Annotated in this window: 26 protein-coding genes; 19 read left to right on the forward strand and 7 right to left on the reverse strand. The window is 50.3% G+C overall.

Annotated elements, in window-relative coordinates:
* The first annotated feature begins 4 nt into the window (after nt 1-4).
* A complete protein-coding gene (locus FRZ59_RS00630) occupies nt 5-334 on the forward strand; it encodes a hypothetical protein (RefSeq protein ID WP_132127784.1) in 330 nt (109 codons plus the stop codon).
* Nucleotides 335-387: 53 nt separating this feature from the next.
* Nucleotides 388-2,316, forward strand: a complete 1,929-nt coding sequence (locus tag FRZ59_RS00635; RefSeq protein WP_132127783.1) for an amino acid permease — start codon at nt 388-390, stop codon at nt 2,314-2,316.
* A 157-nt stretch (nt 2,317-2,473) separates the two neighbouring features.
* Here FRZ59_RS00635 and FRZ59_RS00640 read toward each other — a convergent pair whose 3' ends face one another.
* On the reverse strand, nt 2,474-4,126 hold the full coding sequence (locus FRZ59_RS00640; protein ID WP_349290814.1) for a KUP/HAK/KT family potassium transporter: 1,653 nt from the start codon (nt 4,124-4,126) through the stop codon (nt 2,474-2,476).
* The gene (locus FRZ59_RS19660) at nt 4,027-4,413 is read right to left on the reverse strand and encodes a KUP/HAK/KT family potassium transporter (RefSeq protein ID WP_349290815.1); all 387 of its coding nucleotides are present in this window, start codon (nt 4,411-4,413) and stop codon (nt 4,027-4,029) included. The genes FRZ59_RS00640 and FRZ59_RS19660 overlap by 100 nt, the downstream gene beginning before the upstream one ends.
* Before the next feature lie 213 nt (nt 4,414-4,626).
* Between FRZ59_RS19660 and FRZ59_RS00645 the strand changes: the two genes are divergently transcribed.
* From FRZ59_RS00645 to bcp, 9 genes are read left to right on the forward strand one after another with little or no spacing between them, the layout of a single operon-like run.
* Nucleotides 4,627-5,208: a T9SS type A sorting domain-containing protein gene (locus tag FRZ59_RS00645; RefSeq protein ID WP_132127781.1), complete on the forward strand. Its 582-nt coding sequence runs from the start codon at nt 4,627-4,629 to the stop codon at nt 5,206-5,208.
* Nucleotides 5,209-5,736, forward strand: coding sequence for an RNA polymerase sigma-70 factor (locus FRZ59_RS00650; protein WP_132127780.1), 528 nt, complete (start codon nt 5,209-5,211; stop codon nt 5,734-5,736).
* A 43-nt stretch (nt 5,737-5,779) separates the two neighbouring features.
* The gene (locus FRZ59_RS00655; RefSeq protein ID WP_158640474.1) at nt 5,780-6,766 is read left to right on the forward strand and encodes a FecR domain-containing protein; all 987 of its coding nucleotides are present in this window, start codon (nt 5,780-5,782) and stop codon (nt 6,764-6,766) included.
* Nucleotides 6,754-8,031, forward strand: coding sequence for a carboxypeptidase regulatory-like domain-containing protein (locus FRZ59_RS00660; RefSeq protein ID WP_147698198.1), 1,278 nt, complete (start codon nt 6,754-6,756; stop codon nt 8,029-8,031). Before FRZ59_RS00655 ends, FRZ59_RS00660 begins: the two co-directional genes overlap by 13 nt.
* Nucleotides 8,028-9,401 (forward strand): TonB-dependent receptor, encoded by a 1,374-nt coding sequence (locus FRZ59_RS00665; protein WP_147698199.1) that lies wholly within the window; start codon nt 8,028-8,030, stop codon nt 9,399-9,401. Before FRZ59_RS00660 ends, FRZ59_RS00665 begins: the two co-directional genes overlap by 4 nt.
* Nucleotides 9,402-9,406: 5 nt before the next feature.
* On the forward strand, nt 9,407-10,060 hold the full coding sequence (locus tag FRZ59_RS00670) for a head GIN domain-containing protein (protein ID WP_132127777.1): 654 nt from the start codon (nt 9,407-9,409) through the stop codon (nt 10,058-10,060).
* 13 nt (nt 10,061-10,073) lie between these two features.
* Nucleotides 10,074-10,685, forward strand: coding sequence for a fumarylacetoacetate hydrolase family protein (locus FRZ59_RS00675; RefSeq protein ID WP_132127776.1), 612 nt, complete (start codon nt 10,074-10,076; stop codon nt 10,683-10,685).
* Nucleotides 10,686-10,689: 4 nt separating this feature from the next.
* Complete coding sequence (locus tag FRZ59_RS00680) at nt 10,690-12,438, forward strand: M23 family metallopeptidase (RefSeq protein ID WP_132127775.1); 1,749 nt, start codon at nt 10,690-10,692, stop codon at nt 12,436-12,438.
* Nucleotides 12,439-12,448: 10 nt separating this feature from the next.
* Nucleotides 12,449-12,916 (forward strand): thioredoxin-dependent thiol peroxidase, encoded by a 468-nt coding sequence (bcp, locus tag FRZ59_RS00685; protein ID WP_132127774.1) that lies wholly within the window; start codon nt 12,449-12,451, stop codon nt 12,914-12,916.
* Nucleotides 12,917-12,927: 11 nt separating this feature from the next.
* Here the strand turns inward: bcp and FRZ59_RS00690 are convergent, their stop codons facing one another.
* The gene (locus FRZ59_RS00690) at nt 12,928-13,776 is read right to left on the reverse strand and encodes a phytanoyl-CoA dioxygenase family protein (RefSeq protein ID WP_132127773.1); all 849 of its coding nucleotides are present in this window, start codon (nt 13,774-13,776) and stop codon (nt 12,928-12,930) included.
* Nucleotides 13,777-13,940: 164 nt separating this feature from the next.
* On the opposite strand from FRZ59_RS00690, the gene FRZ59_RS00695 reads away from it, so the two are divergent.
* On the forward strand, nt 13,941-14,813 hold the full coding sequence (locus FRZ59_RS00695; protein ID WP_132127772.1) for an AraC family transcriptional regulator: 873 nt from the start codon (nt 13,941-13,943) through the stop codon (nt 14,811-14,813).
* Here FRZ59_RS00695 and FRZ59_RS00700 read toward each other — a convergent pair.
* Nucleotides 14,749-15,309 carry a hypothetical protein gene (locus FRZ59_RS00700; RefSeq protein ID WP_132127771.1) on the reverse strand — a complete coding sequence of 187 codons (561 nt, stop codon included), beginning with the start codon at nt 15,307-15,309 and terminating at the stop codon, nt 14,749-14,751. The two genes, FRZ59_RS00695 and FRZ59_RS00700, sit on opposite strands and share 65 nt — an antisense overlap.
* A gap of 134 nt (nt 15,310-15,443) precedes the next feature.
* Here FRZ59_RS00700 and FRZ59_RS00705 point away from each other — a divergent pair, with 134 nt between their 5' ends.
* From FRZ59_RS00705 to FRZ59_RS00730, 6 genes are read left to right on the forward strand one after another with little or no spacing between them, the layout of a single operon-like run.
* The gene (locus FRZ59_RS00705; RefSeq protein ID WP_132127770.1) at nt 15,444-16,289 is read left to right on the forward strand and encodes a transketolase; all 846 of its coding nucleotides are present in this window, start codon (nt 15,444-15,446) and stop codon (nt 16,287-16,289) included.
* A gap of 1 nt (nt 16,290) precedes the next feature.
* Nucleotides 16,291-17,244: a transketolase family protein gene (locus FRZ59_RS00710; protein WP_132127769.1), complete on the forward strand. Its 954-nt coding sequence runs from the start codon at nt 16,291-16,293 to the stop codon at nt 17,242-17,244.
* 12 nt (nt 17,245-17,256) lie between these two features.
* Nucleotides 17,257-17,808: an RNA polymerase sigma factor gene (locus tag FRZ59_RS00715; RefSeq protein ID WP_132127768.1), complete on the forward strand. Its 552-nt coding sequence runs from the start codon at nt 17,257-17,259 to the stop codon at nt 17,806-17,808.
* A gap of 43 nt (nt 17,809-17,851) precedes the next feature.
* Nucleotides 17,852-18,334 carry a hypothetical protein gene (locus FRZ59_RS00720; protein WP_132127767.1) on the forward strand — a complete coding sequence of 161 codons (483 nt, stop codon included), beginning with the start codon at nt 17,852-17,854 and terminating at the stop codon, nt 18,332-18,334.
* A gap of 2 nt (nt 18,335-18,336) precedes the next feature.
* On the forward strand, nt 18,337-18,783 hold the full coding sequence (locus tag FRZ59_RS00725; RefSeq protein ID WP_132127766.1) for a hypothetical protein: 447 nt from the start codon (nt 18,337-18,339) through the stop codon (nt 18,781-18,783).
* Nucleotides 18,743-19,282: a hypothetical protein gene (locus FRZ59_RS00730; RefSeq protein WP_207910197.1), complete on the forward strand. Its 540-nt coding sequence runs from the start codon at nt 18,743-18,745 to the stop codon at nt 19,280-19,282. The genes FRZ59_RS00725 and FRZ59_RS00730 overlap by 41 nt, the downstream gene beginning before the upstream one ends.
* A gap of 127 nt (nt 19,283-19,409) precedes the next feature.
* Here the strand turns inward: FRZ59_RS00730 and FRZ59_RS00735 are convergent, their stop codons facing one another.
* Both FRZ59_RS00735 and gcvH read right to left on the reverse strand, forming a co-directional pair.
* Nucleotides 19,410-19,820 carry a VanZ family protein gene (locus FRZ59_RS00735; RefSeq protein ID WP_132127765.1) on the reverse strand — a complete coding sequence of 137 codons (411 nt, stop codon included), beginning with the start codon at nt 19,818-19,820 and terminating at the stop codon, nt 19,410-19,412.
* On the reverse strand, nt 19,813-20,193 hold the full coding sequence (gene gcvH / locus FRZ59_RS00740) for a glycine cleavage system protein GcvH (RefSeq protein WP_132127764.1): 381 nt from the start codon (nt 20,191-20,193) through the stop codon (nt 19,813-19,815). Before gcvH ends, FRZ59_RS00735 begins: the two co-directional genes overlap by 8 nt.
* A 91-nt stretch (nt 20,194-20,284) precedes the next feature.
* Here gcvH and FRZ59_RS00745 point away from each other — a divergent pair, with 91 nt between their 5' ends.
* A complete protein-coding gene (locus FRZ59_RS00745; protein WP_132127763.1) occupies nt 20,285-21,409 on the forward strand; it encodes a clostripain-related cysteine peptidase in 1,125 nt (374 codons plus the stop codon).
* Nucleotides 21,410-21,431: 22 nt separating this feature from the next.
* On the opposite strand, the gene FRZ59_RS00750 is transcribed toward FRZ59_RS00745, so the two are convergent.
* Nucleotides 21,432-21,707 carry a hypothetical protein gene (locus FRZ59_RS00750; RefSeq protein ID WP_132127762.1) on the reverse strand — a complete coding sequence of 92 codons (276 nt, stop codon included), beginning with the start codon at nt 21,705-21,707 and terminating at the stop codon, nt 21,432-21,434.
* Nucleotides 21,708-21,835: the final 128 nt, after the last annotated feature.

Consider the following 21,835-nt stretch of genomic DNA (forward strand, 5'->3'; position numbering starts at 1 on the left):
AGTTATGAAGAAGAAAGAAGAAAAGAGGATCCCGGATGAGCCAATGATCCGGGAACCGCGGAAGCCCCGGGAGAAAAAGGAGACTCCCGACAAAAATCTGATTGAAGCCCAGCTGAGGAATGAAGCGGGCGACAGGAACAGGACCGCAACGTCGGGCAAGGGAACTATCGAAGTGACCGCCCTGAGCGATCCTCCCTTGCGCAGGGAAACGAGGTCCATGCCCCGTACTTCCAAGGCAGTAACTGACGCCCTTGTAAAAAAGCCGGGAAAGAAAAAAACGGGCGCCGCCGGGGGGAACACCGCAAGCAGAGGCAGGCATCCCGCCGGTAAATAACGCCCCTTTTTAAAAAAATTCCTACTTTCACCCATTGAACCAACGTATGAAAGATGGGTGAACTTTTTCGCAGGAAAACTATTGCTTCCATCCTCCGGGAAGCCGACCGGCCGCATGATGACGCAGAACGCCCCGCCCTGCGGCGTACGCTGGGAGTTCGGGACCTGATAGCCTTTGGAATTGCCGCCATTGTAGGCGCAGGGATATTCAGCACGATCGGCAAAGCCAGCGCGGACGGCGGGCCGGCAGTTATTTATCTTTTCCTGTTTACGGCGGTAGCCTGCGCATTTACTGCTTTTGCTTACGCAGAGTTTGCTTCCATTGTTCCGGTATCGGGAAGCGCTTATACTTATTCCTACGTCGCTTTCGGCGAACTGATTGCCTGGATCATTGGCTGGTCCCTGATTATGGAATATGCCATTGGGAACACGATGGTGGCCATTTCCTGGTCCGACTATCTTACGAGCCTGCTTTCTAGTGGCGGCATTGAACTGCCTCCCTGGATGACGATGGATTACCTGAGCGCCCGGAACGGCTTTCAGGACGCCGCAATATTAATGGAAAGCGGAAAAAGCTTCAACCAGCTGGATTACAGCATAAAAGCGGCCTATCACGCCTGGGAAGGAGCGCCTTCTATCGGCGGCTTTCACGTGGTCGCCGACCTGCCGGCCCTGCTGATCATCTGGATAATCACCTGGCTGGTTTACCGGGGGATCCGCGAGTCCCGCAATGCCAGCAATACCATGGTAGTGGTCAAACTGGCTATTATCCTGCTGGTAATCGCCGTGGGGGTCTTTTATATCGACACTGATAATTGGGATCCGTTTATGCCCAATGGCCTGTCCGGCGTGCTTCGCGGGGTTTCGGCCGTGTTTTTCGCTTATATCGGTTTTGACGCAATTTCCACCACCGCCGAAGAATGCAAGAACCCCCAGCGCGATCTTCCCCGCGGAATGATGTGGGCAATCGTGCTTTGCACCCTGCTCTACATTGCCATTGCACTGGTACTCACGGGAATGGTTCATTACGATTTGCTGGCTGTAGGCGATCCCCTTGCCTTTGTATTCGAACAACTTGACCTAAAATGGCTGTCAGGCATTATTGCCGCCAGCGCCGTGGTTGCCATGGCCAGCGTGCTACTGGTCTTCCAGATGGGACAGCCCCGTATCTGGATGAGCATGAGCCGCGACGGCCTGCTGCCAAAGGCCTTCTCCCGGATCCACCCCCGCTTCAAGACCCCGTCTTTTGCAACCATTGTGACCGGTTTCGTAGTAGCGACTCCGGTGTTATTTATGAATATGTACGTTGTGGCGGATCTTTGCAGTATCGGCACGCTGTTCGCTTTTACGCTGGTTTGCGCCGGTGTCCTTCGGATACAGTCCGACCCCGACGCCCCCAAAGGGAAATTCAAAACCCCCTATATCAATGCCCGTTACGTACTGCCCTTGCTGGCCGTTGCCCTGCTTGCCTGGGCCTTTACGTCCAACCGGGAAAACACGCTTGCCTTCCTTAAAAACAGCCCGCAGGCTTACGCTCCGCATACGATAATCACCTCTTTAAACAACACCGAATTGGCGCAGCTAAAAAACAACGTTGCCGCAGCGGACAGCCTGGCCTTCGCCGCCAGCGGAAACGACCTGGAACGCTACCTGACCAGCCTTCCCTCAAAAGAATATGAAAAAAGGCTGGCAGGATTTGACATTCCCGCCGCAAAAAAATATGAGAGCGGCTGGAAATTATTCCGCCACAAAATACCCGCCTGGGTTTTCTTCCTGGTGTCCCTGGGCGCCCTCTATTACAGCGTCCGCAAAAATCTTTCCCTTATCCCGGTCCTGGGTATGCTCTGCTGCCTTTACATGATGTCGGAAATGGGGGTCAGTAACTGGCTCGGCTTCGGCATCTGGCTTCTCGTCGGATTGGTTATTTACTTCAGCTACGGGATTCGCAAAAGCCGCCTGCGAGCCCAGGCTACCCAGCCTTAGGGTACGTTAAACCGCGCGCGGTTTTTGGGTGTTTTCTCTCGTTCAGGCTGATTTTTCCTGGCTGCACCCTCACCTTCGCCCCGGCGCGCGAAGGCATAGCCGGGGATTCGGCCCACGGCCTGGGGGAGCAGCGCCCCGCCAAAGAACTGAGCGTGCTTTATTCCACCCTGACAAGATCAATTTCCTCAGTGGTAGGAATAATAAGCGGGACTTTTTCTACGTCCACGAAGCTGGCATCCAGGCCAAAACCGCGCTCCTCGGAAAGGGAAAGTTTTTTCAGTAAGAGGAAATAGTAAAGGACCAGCCGTTCAAACAGGGGCAGGGTCCAGATGCTGGAAAAGGTCTTTTCAAGAATTACGAACCGGAAGTCGCCCGTTACCTTATGTTTGCGCAACGACTCGTAGCGGCTTACGATATTCACTTCATTGTTTTTTACCATTTCTTCCACCACTTTCCGGAACAGCAGGTTTACCCGTTGTTCTTCGCGGAAGCCCAGCCGGAAATCGATCCGGATCAGGTGATTAGGAATGAAGGTCTGGACCTTGTATTCCCTGGAATAAGGCACATCCAGCACATCCACATGAACCAGCCAGTAGATATCGGCGCGTTTCGGCTGTTTATGAATGATGGAATAAATGATCTTGTTCTCGATTTCGGACGGGAAATTGGCGCTCGTCAGGAAAACCAGGTTGGAAGCATATTTCGATACCGAGGTATCTTCGCTTAACTCCGCCAGTATCTGGTAATAATTTTCTATCTCGGTATAGCGCACGTAACGGTTTCGTATTTTCCGGGCCTTGTACCAGCACCACATTACCGAAAACAAGATCGACCCGGCAACGACGGTGAACCAGCCTCCGTCAACGAACTTCAGGATATTCGCCGAAAAGAAGAGGAGTTCAATGCTAAGGTAAACCAGGCAAAACGGGATCACCAGGTACAGGGGATATTTAATAGACCTGAGGTACACCGTCATGAGCATGGTCGTTATGAGCATGGACATAATGATCGTGAGGCCATAGGCATGCTCCATATTACTGGATTTCTGAAAGATCAGCACAACGAGAACACATCCCACATACAATATCCAGTTAGTACTTGGCACATACAGCTGCCCCTTTTCGTCAGAAGGATAATTAATCTTGACCTTGGGCCAGAGATTCAGCCGGACGGCTTCGCTGATAAGCGTGAAAGCCCCGGTGATCATGGCCTGGCTGGCGATAACCGTGGCGATGGTGGCAATCCCTATCCCATAAATCAGGAACCATTCCGGCATGATCTTGTAGAAAGGATTCCCGGGAAGAATTCCCCCGCTGTGGTCCAATAACCACGCTCCCTGTCCGAAATAGTTTAGCAGTAAACAAGTTTTAACAAAAATCCAGCTGACCCGGATATTTTTTCTTCCGCAATGCCCCATGTCGGAATACAAAGCTTCCGCTCCCGTTGTACAAAGGAAAATAGCTCCCAGGATGGCCAGCGCCTCAGGATTACCCGCCAGTACCTTCACCGCGTAATAAGGATTGATCGCTTTCAGTACGGCGAAATTAGTGACCAGCTGGCCCGTTCCCATAATAGCCAGCATACTGAACCAGATAATCATCAGCGGCCCGAAAGCGCGTCCAACCAGGTTAGTGCCGAACTGCTGGAAGAAAAAGAGAACGGTAATGATTAAAATAACGATGGGAACTGTCGGCATATCGGGGTTTAATATCAACAAACCCTCAATCGCCGAAGAAACAGAAATGGGCGGAGTGATGATACCGTCGGCAAGCAGCGTAGCCCCCCGATCATGGCAGGAATTACCAGCCATTTCGCTTTTCGCCTGATGAGCGAGTAAAGGGAAAAAACGCCTCCTTCGCCTTTATTATCAGCGCTAAGCGTTACCAGGACATATTTTACCGTGGTTTGAAGGGTAAGCGTCCAGAAGATACAGGATAGGGATCCTAAAACGAGGTCATCGGAAATTACCTTGTCCCCCACTATCGCTTTAAAAACATATAGCGGGGAAGTTCCGATGTCTCCGTAAATTATCCCCAGGCTAATTAATAATCCGGCGACAGATAATCTGCTAAGCTGATGTGTTTCTCTTTTCAACACCTTTTCGTTTAGTCGAACCCCGGCAAAAATATGTTTTTTATTTTTAAGCCAAATGTTGTCAACTTAACAATAATTTGGCCGGTAATTTGCGGGAAATTTTAGCTGTCCACAGTATCGGCCGGAACCGGGGAGCTTGCGTATTATTTTTGGAATAAAATTTTAGAAAAATGCGCCATGACTGACAAATAATTCTTAGTTTTGTTAAAGATAACAATGAAAAAACTTTACTCGATTCATTACTTATTTTTTCTTTTCACGCTTGTAACTACGGTAGTATTTACAAAGGTGGGAAAGGTAAGCGCTTTTGCGAATCCGGTAGAGGCTTTTGCTATCGCCGGAGCAGATTCTACCTTAAAACCTGACCCGGTACTCAAAGACAACAGAAAGAATAAACCGAAGATCTTCCAGGATCCCGTTAAAACCTATGACGACCGCCAATTGTTGTTTTTTACCACGTTTGGATTTGATGACTATTCAACGGTCGCGGTAAATATGAAAGACCTGTCGGTAGAAGCGGAAAAGATCATTTCCAATTTCAAAGTCTATCCTAACCCGCTCTATGTAAATTCCCAAAACCTCAGAATTTCCTACAACATTAAGAAAAACGCACTGGTCACTGTTAAAATGCTGGATGTGCTGGGTAACGAGGTGTCAACCTTGTTTGCCCAAAGGGTTGGCGCAGGTAGCAAGACCAGCGAATTCAATATCAGCAGCAAAGTATCGGGCGGCTTTTATTTCATCCGCCTGTCCGCGGACAGCGACCATGTGACAAAAAAAATATCGGTTGTTCAATAAGTGAAGCCTGCACCCGCCATTACAAAGGCGATCTTCGAAAAATTATTTAACCTGCATTACGAAGCTTTATGCCGCTGTGCTTTTCGTATTGTCCAGGATAAGCCGGCTACGGAAGATATCGTCCAGGATGTATTCTTGTCCCTGTGGAATAAGCGGGACACACTGCAAGCCGACGCAGGCCTCAGATCTTACCTTTACAAGGCCAGCATCAACAGTTCGCTGAATTACCTGAGAAAGCAAAAAAATTCGGCTTCAAGAAATGCTGCTTTTCAGGAAGAAGTGACCGCCGCCGGCCTCTCGGCTGACCAGCATCTCCATCATAAAGAAACCGCCAATCGTATTCAGGAACTAATAAACGCCCTTCCTCCTGCCTGCAGAACCGTTTTCGTCCTGAGCCGCTATGAAAACATGAGTTACCGGGAAATTGCCGCCTCCCTGGGCATTTCGGTAAATACCGTCGAGAACCATATGTCCAAAGCATTGAAATTCTTCCGGAAATACCTGATCAGTATTTTTTTAATTTTTTAAGCTAACCAGTAGTGGCGCAAAGCCCATGCAGTGTTATAGGTTTATGGAACTGCATAAAAAAGAGTACTGGGACCTGGTCAGCGCTTACCTCGCCGGAACTATTTCTGACGAAGAACGCAGCAGGTTGCTTCAATGGCTGGAAGAAGACCCGGCACGAACCCTTCAATTAAAGGAACTCGAAAAAATATGGGACCGTTCGAAAAACAATCCTCTGCCTGCATTTGATGTGGAGCAGGCCTGGAAAAAACTACAGCCGCAAATCAGGGAACGGAAAAAACCTGTCCTCCGCAAGGTATCCGGCTGGTCTTTCCGCGCCGCGGCCTCTGTTGCCCTGCTCATCCTTGCCGGCACGCTGGTTTACTTTTTGCTGAAGCCCGGGTATTCAGACGTGTTTATCGCTACCCTGCCGGGGGAAACAAAAAACATTGTCCTGCCTGACGGTTCGCGGGTAGTTCTTAATGAGAACAGTTCCATCAGTTACGATGCCGGGCTGGACCGGAATCGGGAAAGGCGGGTAAAGCTGAAGGGGGAAGCTTTTTTTGAAGTCAGCAAAGATCCGCAGAAAAAATTCATCGTAGGGGCGGGAGAAACCGAAACCAGGGTATTGGGAACCTCCTTTAACGTTTTATTTGATGACGCGGCACAGCAGGTAAAAGTCTCGCTGCTTAGCGGGATCGTCCGCTTTGTCCCCGGCCGGAATGAAAAGGCGGTTGGCCTGGCACCCGGCGAAGAGGTTATTTATAATAGCCGGGATAGATCGCTCAGTAAAAAGGCCTTTGAAAATGAAAATTTCCTTTTCTGGAAAAACCGGAAGCTGGAGTTCGCGGATCAGCAGCTGGAGGACGTGCTTGCGCTGGTCGGCGAATCCTACGGCGTTAGCTTCCGGATAAAAGACCCTCAACTGGGCGGGCTGCGTGTCACCTCGGCATTTGATCAAAGCAGCCTCGCCGAAGTAATAAATGTACTCGAAAATCTTCTTGATATCCGGATCGAAGGAACCGGCAATGTATATACTGTATGGGCAGAATAATCGTACTCTTGCTGGTTGTACTGCATGCTATTCCCGTCAAAGGACAGGAAAACAACCTTTCCCGCATCATAAGTGTTGACTATAAAGAACAGTCGCTGGGCAGCATCCTGGAAGACCTGAGAAAACACCAATCGCTGCAGCTGACCTATAGCAGCGGACAGCTGAACCTGAAGGAGCGGCTTACGCTTAAAATGGAGAAGCAGCCTGCGAAAAAAGTCCTGGAAGCCCTCTGCCGCCTGGCCACGCTGGAATATTCCGTTGTAGGAAAACAGATCATTCTTAAACCACGAAAAGAATCGGAACCCGACGGAAAGTCCGGCTTAAATACCCCTTACCAAACAATCAGAGGCCTTGTGAGCGATAAAATCTCCGGCGTTCCCCTGCCCGGCGCAACTGTCATTGTGCAATCCTCCGGCCCGGCGACCGGGGTAAACACCGGGGAGGACGGCGTTTTTCACTTAAAAAGCATTCCGGTGGGGCGGCACGAACTCACCATATCCCTTCTGGGATACGAAACGATCAGGCTTCCCAATGTATTGCTGACTTCGGGCAAAGAGCTGTACCTCTATATTGAATTGCCTGAACTGGTTTCCAGCCTCGGCGCGGTAACAGTAAACGGAAACAATACCCGGCGCCCGCTGAATGAAATGGCCGGCGTCAGCGCCCGTTCCTTTTCGGTGGAGGAAACCGGCAGGTATGCCGCCAGCGTGTTTGACCCCGCCCGCATGGTGATGAACTTTGCCGGCATTACTTCATCGGATGACGGAAGCAACGAGGTAATTATCCGGGGTAATTCGCCAAAAGGGGTGCAATGGAGGCTGGAAGGGATCGAGATCATGAACCCGAACCATTTCGGGGAAGAAGGCGGATCAGGTGGAGGCATCAGCATGATCAGCTCGGGAATGCTCGGCACGTCCGACTTTTTAACCGGAGCCTTTCCGGCTGAATATGGAAATGCGCTGTCAGGCATTTTTGACCTCCGCTTCAGAACAGGAAATACGGCGAAAAGGGAATATGCCATTATGGCCGGCGCGCTGGGCACTGAAGCTTCAGCGGAAGGCCCGTTTAGAACCTGCGGCAAGGCTTCTTACCTCGTAAACTATCGCTATTCCACCCTTAGCCTGCTGGACAAAGCGGGCATATCGCCTTTCGGAGAAAACGGCGTTCCCGATTACCAGGACCTGGCGTATAATCTGAATTTCCCTACTGCCAAAGCAGGAACCTTTTCCCTGTTCGGCATCGGGGGATCAGTTCGCAAAACATGATAGCGGTGAGGGACCGGAAAGAATGGGAAGAGTTCGCCGATAAATTTGACCGGAGCTTCCGTTACTATTCAGGAAGTTCCGGCATTAAGCATCTCTGGCTGTTAAACGACCGGATTTATCTTAAAAATATCATTTCCTGGTCAGGGAGCCGCATCACAGATCGTTCCGATACGCTCAATGAGGAGTTTAATCCCGGCGTCTACGGACGTGATGCGTATGTGAATACTTCTCTTCGCTATTCGGCAATGATCAATTACAAGGGAAATGCCCGCAATACAATCCGGGCCGGAATGGTCAGTTCGCGGCTTGGCTTCAATCTTAACTCTCTTACCTATAAAAAGGATATCGGACGTTTAAGCGACTTCCTGGTTGCCCGGGGCGATGCCTGGAACCATCAATTCTATACCCAATGGAAACACGAATGGCCGGATCGCATCTCCATGAACGCGGGGATTCACCTTAATTATTTTACCCTGAGTAAGACCTGGAGTGCGGAACCGCGGGTTGGCCTTAGTTGGTGGATCAAACCCGGTCAGCGGCTTTCATTCGGAGCCGGCCTTCACAGCCGCCTGGAACCGCTCGCTTATTATTACGGAAGAAATGAACAAGCGGACGGTTCCGTTATTTTTTCCAACAGCGCCCTTTCCCCCACGAAGGCCGTCCATCTGGTACTTGGTTACGAAAAACTGTTCAAAGGAGATCTCAGGTTTCGTACGGAAGCATATTACCAGCATTTGTATAAGGTACCTGTTTCAGGCGACCCGGCATTCAATTTTTCGGTCCTCAATGTGCCGGACGCGTATTTCATTTACTCGCGGAATTACCATACTCTGGTTAACAAAGGTACCGGAAGAAACAAGGGACTGGATCTAAGCCTTGAAAAATCATTCAGCCGCCAATATTATTTTTTACTGACCGCTTCGCTGTTTGATTCCAGGTTCAGGGCCCTGCCGGGAACCGAATTCAATACCGCCTTTAACAGCCGCTATACGACCAACCTGGTGGCTGGAAAAGAATGGGGAACCGGCCCATCCGGGAAAAACCTGCTTGGTTTAAATGCCCGGATCATGACCCACGGCGGCATGCGCTATTCCCCGGTGGACCTGGCAGCTTCCAGGGCGGCGGATGACCAGGTTATCGACGAAAGCCGCGTGAACGAAATGCAGGTTTCGCCCTATTTCCGGGCGGATATTTCCTTTTCCTACCGGGTAAACCGGCCCGGCCTTACGCATGCATTTTTTATTGACGTTCAAAACGTTATAAACAGAAAAAATGAACTTACGGTGTTTTATAACGTGGACAAAAACAACATTGAAACTATTTACCAGGCGGGACTGATCCCTTCTGTCTATTACCGAATTGAATTTTAACAACGATGAAAAAATATGTATTCTTCCTGCTGGCATGCAGCATGCTGGCAGCTTCATGTGAACAAGATTTTATTAAAGGAGAAGGACCTGTACTTACTGAAAACAGGGACACTCCCGTCTTTACGCAGGTAAGGAGTAACGGATCGGCAAAAGTCTATATAGATTATGCCGATACCCTCAGCGTACAGGTAAAAGGCTATGCCAACCTGATCCCCCATTTTGAGACGGATGTCATTGAGGGAGTATTGCACCTGGGATTCGAAGACCAGGTACGTATCAAAAAAGACAATATTGAGGTATATATTACAATGCCTGCCGTTGAAGGCCTGGCAATAAACGGAAGCGGGGAATTCAGGTTAAGCGGAGCTTTCCCTTTCCTGCCCTTGCTGAACCTGGAGGTCAACGGTTCCGGCAATATCCGTGCGGCAGAAGCAGAGGCCGGCGAACTAAAAGCCAGGATCTCGGGATCCGGCGCCATGAAGCTGGAGAAGCTAAAAGCGGAAACGGCGGATATTTCCATTTCAGGCAGCGGAAACGTCCGCGTGCATGTGTCACAGCAATTGAATGTCCGGATCAGCGGAAGCGGGAATGTGTACTATAGCGGAAACCCGGATATTTCCTCGGAGATATCCGGTTCAGGGAACGTGATCAAATTTTAATATCTTGGCGGCTATGAAAATTATAGCCGTCGGCAGAAATTATGCGGAGCATGCCAGGGAGTTAAACAACGCTGTGCCGGAAGAGCCGGTTATCTTTCTCAAACCCGATACGGCGCTTTTAAAGGATAATAATGCCTTTTACCTTCCGGAATTCGCACAGGAGATCCATCATGAAATCGAAGTGGTAGTGCGGGTATGTAAGGAAGGGAAACATGTACCCGAAAAATTCGCCGGCAATTATATAAACGCTGTTGGCCTGGGGATAGATTTTACCGCCAGGGACCTCCAGCAGCGGCTGAAGGAGCAGGGACTTCCCTGGGAAAGGGCGAAAGCCTTTGACCATTCCGCTCCCCTGAGTAGCCTCCGGCCGGTCCATGGATTGGAGGAACTCCGGTCCCTGGGATTCCGGCTGGACATTAACGGGAAAAAAGTTCAGGAAGGCAATACGGAACAAATGCTTTTCCCGGTTGCCCGCCTGGTAAGTTTTATCTCTACTTTCATCACCCTGCGCAAGGGCGATCTTATCTTTACGGGAACACCTTCAGGAGTAGGTAAAGTAGCCATCGGGGATCATTTGGAAGGATACCTGGAAGGAGAGAAATTGTTGGATTTTTATATAAAGTAACGAGATGCTGCTAAGACTGAGATGGACACTTCTGCTTTCCCCCTTGCTTTTTTCCTTTTTAACGGCCAGCGCCCAGGAACCGGCTGATTCGCCTGACACGCTTTACCCGCAGGATTATTTCCGGCTGCCCCTGAACCTGCCTGTTGCTCTTTCCGGCACCTTCGGGGAACTCAGGAGCAATCATTTTCATACCGGACTGGACTTTAAAACCCAACAAACCACCGGACATCCCGTATACGCCGTCGCCGACGGTTATATTTCCCGTCTTGCGGAAAGCGCCTGGGGTTATGGAAAGGCGGTTTATATTGATCATCCGAATGGATTTACTACCGTATACGGGCACCTGGAGCGTTTTATGCCGGCGGCTGCGGCCGAAATGAAACGGCATCAGTATGAACAGGAAACCTTTTCCGCAGACCTTGCTTTTCCTCCCGGTAAATTACCGGTTAAAAAGGGTGATATTATTGCGTGGTCCGGGAACAGCGGCAGTTCCGGAGGCCCCCATCTCCATTTCGAGATCAGGGACACCAGGAGCGAAGAACCTATTAATCCGTTGTTATTCGGCTTCCCGGTGCCCGATCATGTCCGGCCCTTGATTGGCGGTTTGTTTATTTATCCGTTAACTGATAGCAGCGCTGTCAACGGCTCCGGTTTCAGGGCGGGTTTCAGCGTTACCCGTACCGGGGAAAGCCGTTATGTGATTAAACCGGCGCAAACGATCACCGTCCGCGGCCGGATCGGCTTCGGGATCATTGCTACCGATCAGCTGGACGGAGCAGCCAACCGGAACGGCAATTATGCCATTGAGCTGAAACGGAACGGGCAAACCATCTATTATTCCGAAACCGACCGCCTGAACTTTGCGCATAACCGGGCCATGAACAGTCATATAGATTACGCTGCTTACCTGCTGGACGGAAGACGGATCCAGAAAAGCCACGTTAGCCCGGGCAACCCGCTGACAATTTACAAACGCCTGAGCAATAATGGCAGCGCCTGGTTTTCCGGCACAGGGACCCATGAGATGGAATACATCGTAAGCGATGTAGCGGGAAACCGTTCCATACTTACCTTTACGCTAACTTCCACCCCGGCAGGGCCGGTAAAGAAGGCGCGCCCGGAAAACCCCGTCGCTGTTTTCAGTTATGACCGGCCGAACGTGTATGCGGCGCCCGGCTTACGACTTTCCATGGAAGAGAACACCCTTTACGAAGACTTAGCATTCACCTACTCGGCTAAACCTGCCCCGGAAGGCGCCGCCTCCCTCCTGCACCAGGTCCACGATAAAAATGTGCCGGCCCACAAGTCTTTTGATATAGCTATTAAAACGAATCCCGGCTTCACGGACACCGCAAAGGCCCTTATCGTAAATGACCGGCGGCAGGCTTTTGCCACTACCTGGGAAAATGGCTGGGCAAAGGCCAGCGTACGGGAGTTCGGGGACTTTTACGTGAGCCTTGATACAATTGCCCCGGTGATACGGCCGGTCAACATCTCCCGCGGGAAAAATATGGCTGGCAACTCCGCCATTGTGCTGCGGATCAGCGACGATCTGTCTGGTGTGAGGTCTTACCGGGGAACCATTGACGGGAAGTGGGTCTTAATGGAGCATGACGGGAAAACGGCCACGCTGAAACATGTCTTTGACGAAAGGACGCCGGCAAAAGGCGGATCGGCCAAACATACTTTTCGCCTGCTTGTTACCGATATGAAAAACAATACGGCTGAGTACGAAGCAGCCTTCACAAGATGATATTTAGGCCATGTCAAAATTAAACCCGGGCGATAAAGCCCCCCGTTTCACCGGAACCGATCAAAACGGAAATAAAGTTTCCCTCGAGGATTTTAAAGGTAAGAACCTGGTCCTGTACTTTTACCCTAAGGATGACACGCCGGGCTGCACTGCCGAAGCCTGTAATTTCAGGGATAATTATGCATCCCTGGTATCCAAAGGCTATGAAGTAGTAGGGGTAAGCGTGGACGATGAAAAATCGCATCAACAATTCAGGGAAAAACATGACCTTCCCTTCACCCTGCTGGCCGATGAAAACAAAAAGATCGTGGAAGACTACGGAGTTTGGGGCGAAAAAAATATGTTCGGCCGTAAATACATGGGGACCAATCGCGTCACTTTTGTCATCGACGGCGAGGGCATCATTAAACATGCCATCAGAAGGGTTGATTCGAAAAACGCCTCCTGGCAAATCCTGGACCTGGAAAACAAAGCTTAAGCGCTGCTGCGCTAACTCCCGGATTCCCAGCCGGTATCTTCCAGGGCTTTGTCTTCTTCCTTCCTGAGAAAATCCCTTCCGGTGGAGGCGCCTCCTTGGGTTTCAAGCAGCGCTTCATCCGGGACAATGGCTACAGGCGTTCTGCGTGAACCGGTTTCCTCGTTATAGGCAGGGTTGCTTTGTGAAACGTACACGGAAATGATGGACCAGCGGGGCCTGTCAGAGAGGTTGGCTTCGGAACGATGCAGCAGGTTACTGTGGAAGAACAGCGCGTCCCCCGGCTGCAATTCACAGTAAACCAATTCCATTGTCTTCAATGCATTGTCCACCATGACCATATCCGCACCAACCTGTTCGCCCGCAAAACCGTGATTTACGCGGCCCATCTTGTGAGAGCCTTTTATCACCTGCAGGCAACCGTTCTCCTTATTGGCGGCGGTCAGCGCGATCATGACACTCAGCATCTGGTCAGGGAACATGAACTGGTTTTTGTACCAGTATCCGTAGTCCTGGTGCCATTCCCAGGCCCCTCCCACCCTGGGCTCCTTCTGCATAAGCTTTGTATGAAAATGGCATACCGGGGCCTCGCTGTTCAGCAGGCAGGCCGCTGAGTTGACCATGCGCTCGCTGCGGATCATTTGCCCGTAAATATCATCACCCGGCGTGTACCACAGGGAAAGCTTTGTTTTCTTTCCTGACTGGTCGTTCAGGTCGAGCGCATGTTTGCGCATGATCTCGTCTTCCAGCGCTGCGCCGTACAGCTTATCTGTTTCCGCCTTGCTGAAGAATCCCGGTACAATCGTATAGCCAATTTCATGGAATTCGCTTATTTGCGCGGAGCTTAATCTTCTTTCGTCCATAAAGATAAAATTAGCCGGAAAAGGATACCGTCTCCAGCAATTTTTTTCCTAAAAATGATACTTTTTTGACCAAAATGCGTTTATTTTACCGGACAGCCGGGGAATGACGACGGAACGTCGCCGGGAATGTTGCCGGAAGGATTGAACTGGAAATATTTTTATTTATGAAACCGATGCTGGAACACCTTCCCAGGGAGGCCGAAGAATCATTCGTGGTCAGGGACTTTAATTATTCCTGGTACCCCACCCCCTGGCATTATCATCCCGAGTATGAGATCGTACTGGTAACCGAAAGCAGGGGAAAGCGCTTTATCGGCGATAGTATTACCGATTTCGATGCCGGTGACCTGGCCCTGATCGGCCCGAACCTGCCGCATCTTTACCGGAATGACGCGGAGTATTATGCGGAGGGTTCCGCACTTCGTGCCCGCTCCATCGTGGTCCACTTCCTGGAAGATTCCATAGGGAACGATGTCCTTCGCCTTCCCGAGGCGCAGGCGATCCGGACGCTGCTGGAACGTGCCGTTAATGGCATTCAGTTCAGCGGCGAAAGCGGCGGGGAGATTGGTCGGAAGCTGCTGCGGCTGCCGCAGCTGAAAGGCTTTGAACGCTGGCTAAAATTAATGGAAATACTTCATGCAATGGCCGAAAGCCAGGATTACACTTTTATTTCGGGCCCGGGCCTGGAACAGTACAACGAAAAAGACCATGAACGCCTGCAGCAGGTATTTGAATTTGTGCTTAGCCATTTCAGGGAAGATATCCGCCTTGAACAGGCCGCCGCACTTGCCAACATGGCTCCTGCAGCTTTCTCCCGCTATTTTAAATACCGCACCCGCAAGACCTTTTCCGGCTTTTTGCTGGAATTGAAAACAGGCTATGCCGCCAAACAACTTATCCACACCAATAAAAACGTGTCGGACATCTGCTACGAAAGCGGCTTCAACAATCTTTCCAACTTCAACAGGCATTTCAAATCCCTTTACGGCCTCCAGCCCCTCCAGTTCCGGAAACAGCAGCTTGCCCGGGGAGAATAGCGCCGGCGTAATATTCCGTCAGCGCAGCCTGCAGTTCGTCCGGCTTTTCGGTACCTATTAAATATTCAGTACCGTCTTTTTTCACAATGCGCAGGCCCAGGTTGCCTTTGACATTATAGACCGTTCCGTATCTCATAGACACATGATATCCCAGGCCCACAAACTTATACTGAATGATCTTGCACTCTCTGATCTCCGGCCAGGCAATCCTGTTGAGCGCGCCTGAAGGAAAATTCCATCCGAAGAAAATGCCTTCCCGGCTTATCCGCATCGTCAGCTTTGCATAATAAAAACCGAGTAAAAGGGGCAGCACAACAAATAGCATAAGAATAACCAGCACTGTGACCGGCGCCGGGTTATCGCCCGCCGGCTGTCCGGTGATTAACTGGTAGATCAGAACTCCGGGTATTGGAAGCACTGCCGCAAGCAAAAGCGCCCACAGCCAAATCTGCCTGAACTGTTGTTTCTCCCCGAACAAGTACTTATTCTCTTCCATATTTTAAATATAGCGTTTTAGCAGGAACGGATCCGGAAAAATGTCCGGAAATGGTTTCCGAACGTTGGCAATTATCTGTATTATTGCGGCCTGAAAATCATTGGTGTTATCGCACCGTTTCCAAATTTAATAGAATGCCTGATATTAAAAAGCTCGAGCAAATAGCGTCCCAGGTACGAAGAGATATCGTACGGATGGTGCATGGCGTACAATCCGGCCATCCTGGCGGATCACTGGGATGCACCGAATACCTGGTAGCGCTGTATTTCGAGATCATGGAACACCGGTCTCAGTTCAATATGGACGGACAGGGTGAAGACTTATTCTTTCTTTCAAACGGCCATATTTCACCGGTATGGTACAGCGTGCTGGCGCGTTCGGGGTATTTTCCCGCAGCGGAACTGGCCACTTTCAGGAAAATAGACTCGCGCCTGCAAGGGCACCCTGCCACGGAAGAAGGACTGCCCGGTATCCGCGTTGCTTCCGGCTCCCTCGGGCAGGGTTTGTCAGTGGCACTCGGGGCAGCTTTGGGCAAAAAACTGAACAACGATGAAAAGCTGGTATACAGCCTCCATGGCGACGGCGAGTTACAGGAAGGCCAGATCTGGGAAGCAGCCATGTTTGCCGCCCATCATAAAATAGATAATATCATTTCCGTGGTTGACTGGAACGGCCAGCAGATAGACGGGCCTACTCTGGAAGTAATGCACCTTGGCGACCTCCGGGCAAAATGGGAAGCTTTCGGCTGGGAGGTAATGGACCTGCCTGACGGGAATAATATGGAAGCCGTGGTGGATACCCTTCGCTATGCGCAAACCCTGACAGGCAAAGGGAAGCCGGTCATGATCCTGATGGCCACCGTCATGGGTAAAGGTGTGGACTTCATGGAAGGATCGCATAAATGGCATGGCATTGCCCCTAGTGACGAACAATTGGAAAAAGCGCTTACGCAACTGGAAGAAACCCTGGGAGACTACTAAGATGAAAAAATTTACTTACACCGAAAAAAAAGATACCCGCTCCGGTTTTGGCGTGGGACTCCTGGAAGCAGGCCGTTCCAACCCTGACGTAGTAGGATTATGCGCCGACCTGATCGGCTCCCTGAAAATGGGCGACTTTAAAAAGGAGTTTCCCGAACGGTTTTTCCAGGTTGGTATTGCCGAAGCCAATATGATGGGCCTTGCTGCCGGTTTGACCATAGGCGGAAAGATCCCGTTCACGGGAACCTTTGCGAACTTCTCTACCGGCCGGGTTTACGACCAGATCAGGCAGTCGATTGCCTATTCGGGAAAGAATGTAAAAATATGCGCTTCCCACGCCGGGATTACATTGGGCGAAGACGGGGCGACTCACCAGATACTCGAGGATATAGGGATGATGCGCATGCTCCCGCACATGACTGTGATCAATCCCTGCGATTATAACCAGACAAAAGCCGCTACCCTCGCCATTGCCGAGCATACCGGCCCGGTTTACCTTCGTTTCGGCCGTCCGGCAGTTCCTATTTTTACGCCATCCGATCAGAAGTTCGAGATCGGCAAGGCCTTGCTATTAAACGAAGGAAGCGATGTCAGCATTTTTGCCACCGGCCACCTTGTATGGGAAGCCATTGAAGCCGGCGAAAAACTTGCCGAAGCAGGGATAGATGTGGAGATCATTAATATTCACACCATTAAGCCCCTGGACGAAGAAGCCATACTGGATTCCGTAGCAAAAACCCGTTGCGTCGTTACGGCCGAAGAACACCAGATGAACGGCGGTTTAGGCGATGCCATTGCCCAGCTGCTGGCCCGTAAAAGCCCGGTACCCGTTGAAATGGTAGCGGTTAAGGACAGTTTTGGGGAAAGCGGAAAACCGGCCGAATTGATGAAAAAATACGGCCTCAGCAGCGTTAATATTGTGGAAGCCGTCCAAAATGTGCTGAAAAGGAAGTAATTTTGGCCGGCAATGGCTGAAAGTCCGGATGACCAACTGCTTCTTGAACGCTTTCGCAACCCCGCAACAAAAGAAGCGGCGTTCAATGAACTCGTGCTTGCCTATCAGCAGCGCATTTACTGGCATGTTCGCCGGATGGTGATTTCTCATGACGATGCGGATGACCTGGTGCAGGAAATATTCATCCGGATATGGAAAAACCTGGAAACCTTCAGAGGCGGTTCCAAATTATTCACGTGGATCTACCGCATCGCTACCAACGAATGCATCAGTTTCCTCAAAAGGAAGAAGATGCGAAATACCGTATCTATCGATGACGAGGAAAACCTGCTGCTGGAAAAACTCCGGGAAGATCCTTATATTAACGGAAACGACCTTCAGATAAAGCTGCAGGAGGCTATTCTCAGGCTTCCGGAAAAACAACGCATTGTTTTCAACATGAGATATTTCGGGGAGCTTCCCTATGAAGAGTTATCAGAAATACTCGGCACCAGCGTCGGAGCGTTAAAGGCCTCTTATCATCATGCGGTTAAAAAGCTGGAACAATATTTCACCGGCCTTTAAACCTTGAGGGTGGCTTATGGTCTAAAAATCAACGTAAATAAACATGGAACCGGAATTCCTGAAAAATATCGCAAAGGAAGGGCCTTTCGAAACTCCGGAAGCCTATTTCGCCAAGCTTCACAAGGAAATCATGGGCAAGGTTCGCCGGGAAGAAGGAATGCCTTTCGAGGTTCCTCCGGCTTATTTTGACCTCCTTCCAGCCCGTATTTCGCTGCTAACGAGCGGGCTGGCCGAACCGGTGTCGGGCACTGCAGCCGGGCATGCTGCTTATCGTCGCATGGATCATTATATCAAAACGGCTGTTGCAGCTTGTTTTGCGTTGCTGCTAGGTATCCTGGGAATACTCCAGGTAGAAAAAAAGAACGAAGCGGATAATTCCTTCGTAAACATTAGTAATTTTGATGAAGAGATCCTGGTCCAGGAATACCTGGAAACTTACCTTCCGGACTCAGACGATGAGTCCGGAGAAATGGAAACCTATATTCTGAACCAGGTAGATGAAAGTTTGCTGCTACAAGAACTGTAACCATGAAGTACCTGAAGATATTCCTTTTCGCCTGTCTGATCTTTCCGGCCGCGGCCCAGGCGCAGCGCCCTGGCCGGGAAGAAATAGAATCATTGCGGGTAGCTATTTTTACCAAACACATGGAACTGACCGCCGCCGAAAGCAAGGTGTTCTGGCCGGTTTACAATAATTTCCGCGAAGAAATGGATAAGCTGCACCGAAATCGCCGGGAACGCATGGGCCGGCTTCGGAAAGAGATCGATGCTCTTAGCGATAGTCAGGTAAAAACGCTGGTCGAAGAAGAAGTAGGTTATTATGAAAAAGAGGCCGTCCTGACCCGGAAGTACAACGAACAATTTAAAAAGATCCTTCCCATTAAAAAAGTCGCTAAGCTCTATACCGCTGAAGAAGCCTTTAAACGGGAACTGATTGACCGCCTGCGGGAAAGCCGGCACCGGAGCAGAGGCTGATATGATCCAGGTACCCGAGCTGTTCCAAACCTATTCCGGGAAGCTGATTGACTTTAGCAACGTCCGCCCGGAAGATATAGACATCAGGGATATTGCCCATGGCCTGGCACATATTACCCGTTTCGGGGGCCAGGCGCAAAATCACATTACCGTTGCCGAACACAGCCTTACGGTAGCCGCATTGGTGCCGGCACCCTATAAGTTCGCGGCCCTTCTGCACGATGCCGCCGAGGCCTACCTGGGAGATATCCCCAAGCCCTTGAAAAACCTGTTGCCTGATTACGCACGCATTGAAAAATACCTGATGCAAATTATCGCCGGCAAGTTCCGCTTTGACTACCCTGTTCCCAAGATCATTAAGGAAGCGGATATGCAGGCCATTCGCCAGGAGTGGGCGGAGAACGTCCTGAGCAGGCGGGATAAAAGCCTTATCCCGGAAGATATTGCCGTCAGGGAAGAATTCCTTCAGAAATTTGAGGAATACGGCCGGCTCCGCTGAAGGCCTTCTTCATACCTTACTTTCGGGCATTTACAACGCTGGCTGGCGCAGGCGCCTGCGAAACCTGCCAGGAGTAAAAGGAGCAGTAACTTAATCAGGTTTTGTTTCATATTGTTTCTTATGCGCCTCAGACAGGCTTGCGCGCAAGATACCGTTTTTTTAAGAAGCTGAAAACCCAGAGCCCCAGCAGCGCGCCCCCGATATCGAATGCCCAGTCCAGCCAGTCGGCGGAACGGTAGGTAAAGATGGTTCCCTGCAGAATTTCAATAAGCCCGCCGTAAAGAATGCAGAGCAGCAGGGAACAGACTGCCGGATTTCGCGAAAGCCATCCAAACCGGTTCTGTTCATAGAAACCCCAGCTGCTGAGTATGGCCAGCACGAAGAACATTCCGCCATGCACCACTTTATCGATCCCCTCAAAATAGTACCAAGGCTCAGCCCCGGAAGATTCCAGGTGCATATTGCACAAAAGGAAAATGATAAATGCCCAGATAAGGGCATATAAAGAAGGCCTGAGATAACCCTTTTTTTCAGGCACCAATTTGCTCTTTATAGGTTTCCGCCGTCAGCAGCTTGTCAGCTTCTGCCGGATCCGAGACGCGGATCTTTACCATCCAGCCTTCTTCGTAGGGATCCTGGTTCACCAGTTCCGGGTTGGTATCCAGCTTAGCGTTCAGCTCCAGGACAAGGCCTGAAAGAGGCATAAAAAGATCCGATACCGTTTTTACGGCTTCGACCGTCCCGAACACCTCGTCCCTGGCCACGGTTTCGCCTACGGAAGGAATATCAATATAAACAATATCCCCAAGTTCACCCTGGGCAAAATCCGTAATGCCGATAACCGCCGTTTCGCCTTCAATCCTCACCCATTCGTGATCCTTGGTATATTTCAGTTCTGCAGGAAAGTTCATAACATTGATTGATTTACTGCCAAATGTAAGAAGATTCGTATGAAATGCCTAAATTTGAAGGTTCGGTACAACAAATAAATTCTTCTAAACAATGCCCCGGAACCTGCTGATCCCCCTCTTCATTTCCGCTGTTTTCCTGATCTCCACCAGCTGCAAGGAAAGCGAGCCCCTTGATGCTGTTCTCCCGGAAACCACGGTTATCGTGTACATGGCGGCGGATAACAACCTGGAAGAGTATGCCCTAAACAATATCAACCAGATGGAAGCAGCCATGACCGGGGATGATAAGAACCTGCTTGTGTACCTGACCACTTCCGGTGAATTGCCCCGCGTACTGAAAATAACGCACGATACCAGCCCGGAAATCACGAGCGAAGCGGTGATCAATTACCCGGCGCAGAATTCATCCAGCCCCGCAGTAATGACAAAAGTACTGGAAGACATCCGCGAAGCCTATCCTTCGGCGTCCTTCGGGCTCATTCTCTGGTCCCACGCCACCTCCTGGATGCCCCCGGGGTCAAGCCCCAGCACGTTATCGTTCGGGGATGACGGAGGCGAACAAATGGATATCAAAGACTTAAAGAAAGCGCTGCCGGGAAGCTATGACTACATCGTTTTTGACGCCTGTTCCATGGCAAGTGTGGAAGTGCTGTACGAACTGAGGAATAAGACAAATTATATCCTTGCCTCCCCAACGGAAACAATTGCGTCCGGAATGCCTTATCACCAGGTGATGCCGCATTTTTTTGAAGGCAGCAAGGGCTTGCAAAAAGTGGCCGGCAAGTACGTGGAATATTATAAGCAGCAGGACGGCCTGTTCCGCTCCGCCACGATATCCCTGATCGATACCCGTCAACTGGCCGAACTGGCCGCGGCGAGTAAAGCAGTACTGGAAAATGCAGATTTTACGCATCACGATTACAACCGGGAAAATATCCAGCGTCTTGATTTCGAAACCCGGCCGGCAACAGAAGGCTATGACTTCCTCGATTTTTTCCAAAAGAACCTGCCCTCATCCGGCCTGCAGCCTTTAGAACAGCAATTGGAAGAAACAGTACTGTTTAAACAGCATACAGAAGAATTCCTGGGTAAGCCTATAGCGACTTTCTGCGGCCTTAGCTGCTATATCCCCCACGCCGGCGATGATCTTATAAACAATTATTATAAGACCCTGGAATGGAGCCAGGCAAGTGGGTTCAATCTGCTGATAAAGTAATAATTCCTTATAAAATATCGGTTCAGGCCCTTTCCAGGGCAGTTGAAAAAGTGTTCAGTTGATCGATTATACGTTCATTGCTATAGGCAATGTCTGCGGTAACACGGCTGATATGACCGAAAACGTCAAATGCCGTTTCCATTTCCAGGCAGCCTGCTTTCACACTATCCATCAAAGCATGCTGGACAATGATCGAAAAATCCCTCGGCATCTGTTCGTTAAAGTGCCGCAGGCTGTCTAATAAATCAACAAGAGCAGCAATTTCGGCCTCTTCCAGTTCAATTGTAATGAGTCCCATACATACAGTCTTGGTAAACAACTCTCTTATAATACGTATAGCAAAGCTAGCTTTTAGCATCCAAGCACCAATACCCATTAAGGGGTATTTTTATCATCCGGATTAGCGGAAATAAGAGAGGCCCCGTC

It is taken from the genome of Anseongella ginsenosidimutans, from assembly GCF_008033235.1.
GTDB classification, from domain to species: domain Bacteria; phylum Bacteroidota; class Bacteroidia; order Sphingobacteriales; family Sphingobacteriaceae; genus Anseongella; species Anseongella ginsenosidimutans.

What these genes read in the sequence shown, in the direction of transcription:
- FRZ59_RS00630 (WP_132127784.1), top strand. Translation starts at nt 5, where the DNA reads ATGAAGAAGAAAGAAGAAAAGAGGATCCCGGATGAGCCAATGATCCGG.
- FRZ59_RS00635 (WP_132127783.1), top strand. Translation starts at nt 388, where the DNA reads ATGGGTGAACTTTTTCGCAGGAAAACTATTGCTTCCATCCTCCGGGAA.
- FRZ59_RS00640 (WP_349290814.1), bottom strand. Translation starts at nt 4,126, where the DNA reads ATGGCTGGTAATTCCTGCCATGATCGGGGGGCTACGCTGCTTGCCGAC.
- FRZ59_RS00645 (WP_132127781.1), top strand. Translation starts at nt 4,627, where the DNA reads ATGAAAAAACTTTACTCGATTCATTACTTATTTTTTCTTTTCACGCTT.
- FRZ59_RS00655 (WP_158640474.1), top strand. Translation starts at nt 5,780, where the DNA reads ATGGAACTGCATAAAAAAGAGTACTGGGACCTGGTCAGCGCTTACCTC.
- FRZ59_RS00660 (WP_147698198.1), top strand. Translation starts at nt 6,754, where the DNA reads ATGGGCAGAATAATCGTACTCTTGCTGGTTGTACTGCATGCTATTCCC.
- FRZ59_RS00665 (WP_147698199.1), top strand. Translation starts at nt 8,028, where the DNA reads ATGATAGCGGTGAGGGACCGGAAAGAATGGGAAGAGTTCGCCGATAAA.
- FRZ59_RS00670 (WP_132127777.1), top strand. Translation starts at nt 9,407, where the DNA reads ATGAAAAAATATGTATTCTTCCTGCTGGCATGCAGCATGCTGGCAGCT.
- FRZ59_RS00675 (WP_132127776.1), top strand. Translation starts at nt 10,074, where the DNA reads ATGAAAATTATAGCCGTCGGCAGAAATTATGCGGAGCATGCCAGGGAG.
- FRZ59_RS00680 (WP_132127775.1), top strand. Translation starts at nt 10,690, where the DNA reads ATGCTGCTAAGACTGAGATGGACACTTCTGCTTTCCCCCTTGCTTTTT.
- bcp (WP_132127774.1), top strand. Translation starts at nt 12,449, where the DNA reads ATGTCAAAATTAAACCCGGGCGATAAAGCCCCCCGTTTCACCGGAACC.
- FRZ59_RS00690 (WP_132127773.1), bottom strand. Translation starts at nt 13,776, where the DNA reads ATGGACGAAAGAAGATTAAGCTCCGCGCAAATAAGCGAATTCCATGAA.
- FRZ59_RS00695 (WP_132127772.1), top strand. Translation starts at nt 13,941, where the DNA reads ATGAAACCGATGCTGGAACACCTTCCCAGGGAGGCCGAAGAATCATTC.
- FRZ59_RS00700 (WP_132127771.1), bottom strand. Translation starts at nt 15,309, where the DNA reads ATGGAAGAGAATAAGTACTTGTTCGGGGAGAAACAACAGTTCAGGCAG.
- FRZ59_RS00705 (WP_132127770.1), top strand. Translation starts at nt 15,444, where the DNA reads ATGCCTGATATTAAAAAGCTCGAGCAAATAGCGTCCCAGGTACGAAGA.
- FRZ59_RS00710 (WP_132127769.1), top strand. Translation starts at nt 16,291, where the DNA reads ATGAAAAAATTTACTTACACCGAAAAAAAAGATACCCGCTCCGGTTTT.
- FRZ59_RS00715 (WP_132127768.1), top strand. Translation starts at nt 17,257, where the DNA reads ATGGCTGAAAGTCCGGATGACCAACTGCTTCTTGAACGCTTTCGCAAC.
- FRZ59_RS00720 (WP_132127767.1), top strand. Translation starts at nt 17,852, where the DNA reads ATGGAACCGGAATTCCTGAAAAATATCGCAAAGGAAGGGCCTTTCGAA.
- FRZ59_RS00725 (WP_132127766.1), top strand. Translation starts at nt 18,337, where the DNA reads ATGAAGTACCTGAAGATATTCCTTTTCGCCTGTCTGATCTTTCCGGCC.
- gcvH (WP_132127764.1), bottom strand. Translation starts at nt 20,193, where the DNA reads ATGAACTTTCCTGCAGAACTGAAATATACCAAGGATCACGAATGGGTG.
- FRZ59_RS00745 (WP_132127763.1), top strand. Translation starts at nt 20,285, where the DNA reads ATGCCCCGGAACCTGCTGATCCCCCTCTTCATTTCCGCTGTTTTCCTG.
- FRZ59_RS00750 (WP_132127762.1), bottom strand. Translation starts at nt 21,707, where the DNA reads ATGGGACTCATTACAATTGAACTGGAAGAGGCCGAAATTGCTGCTCTT.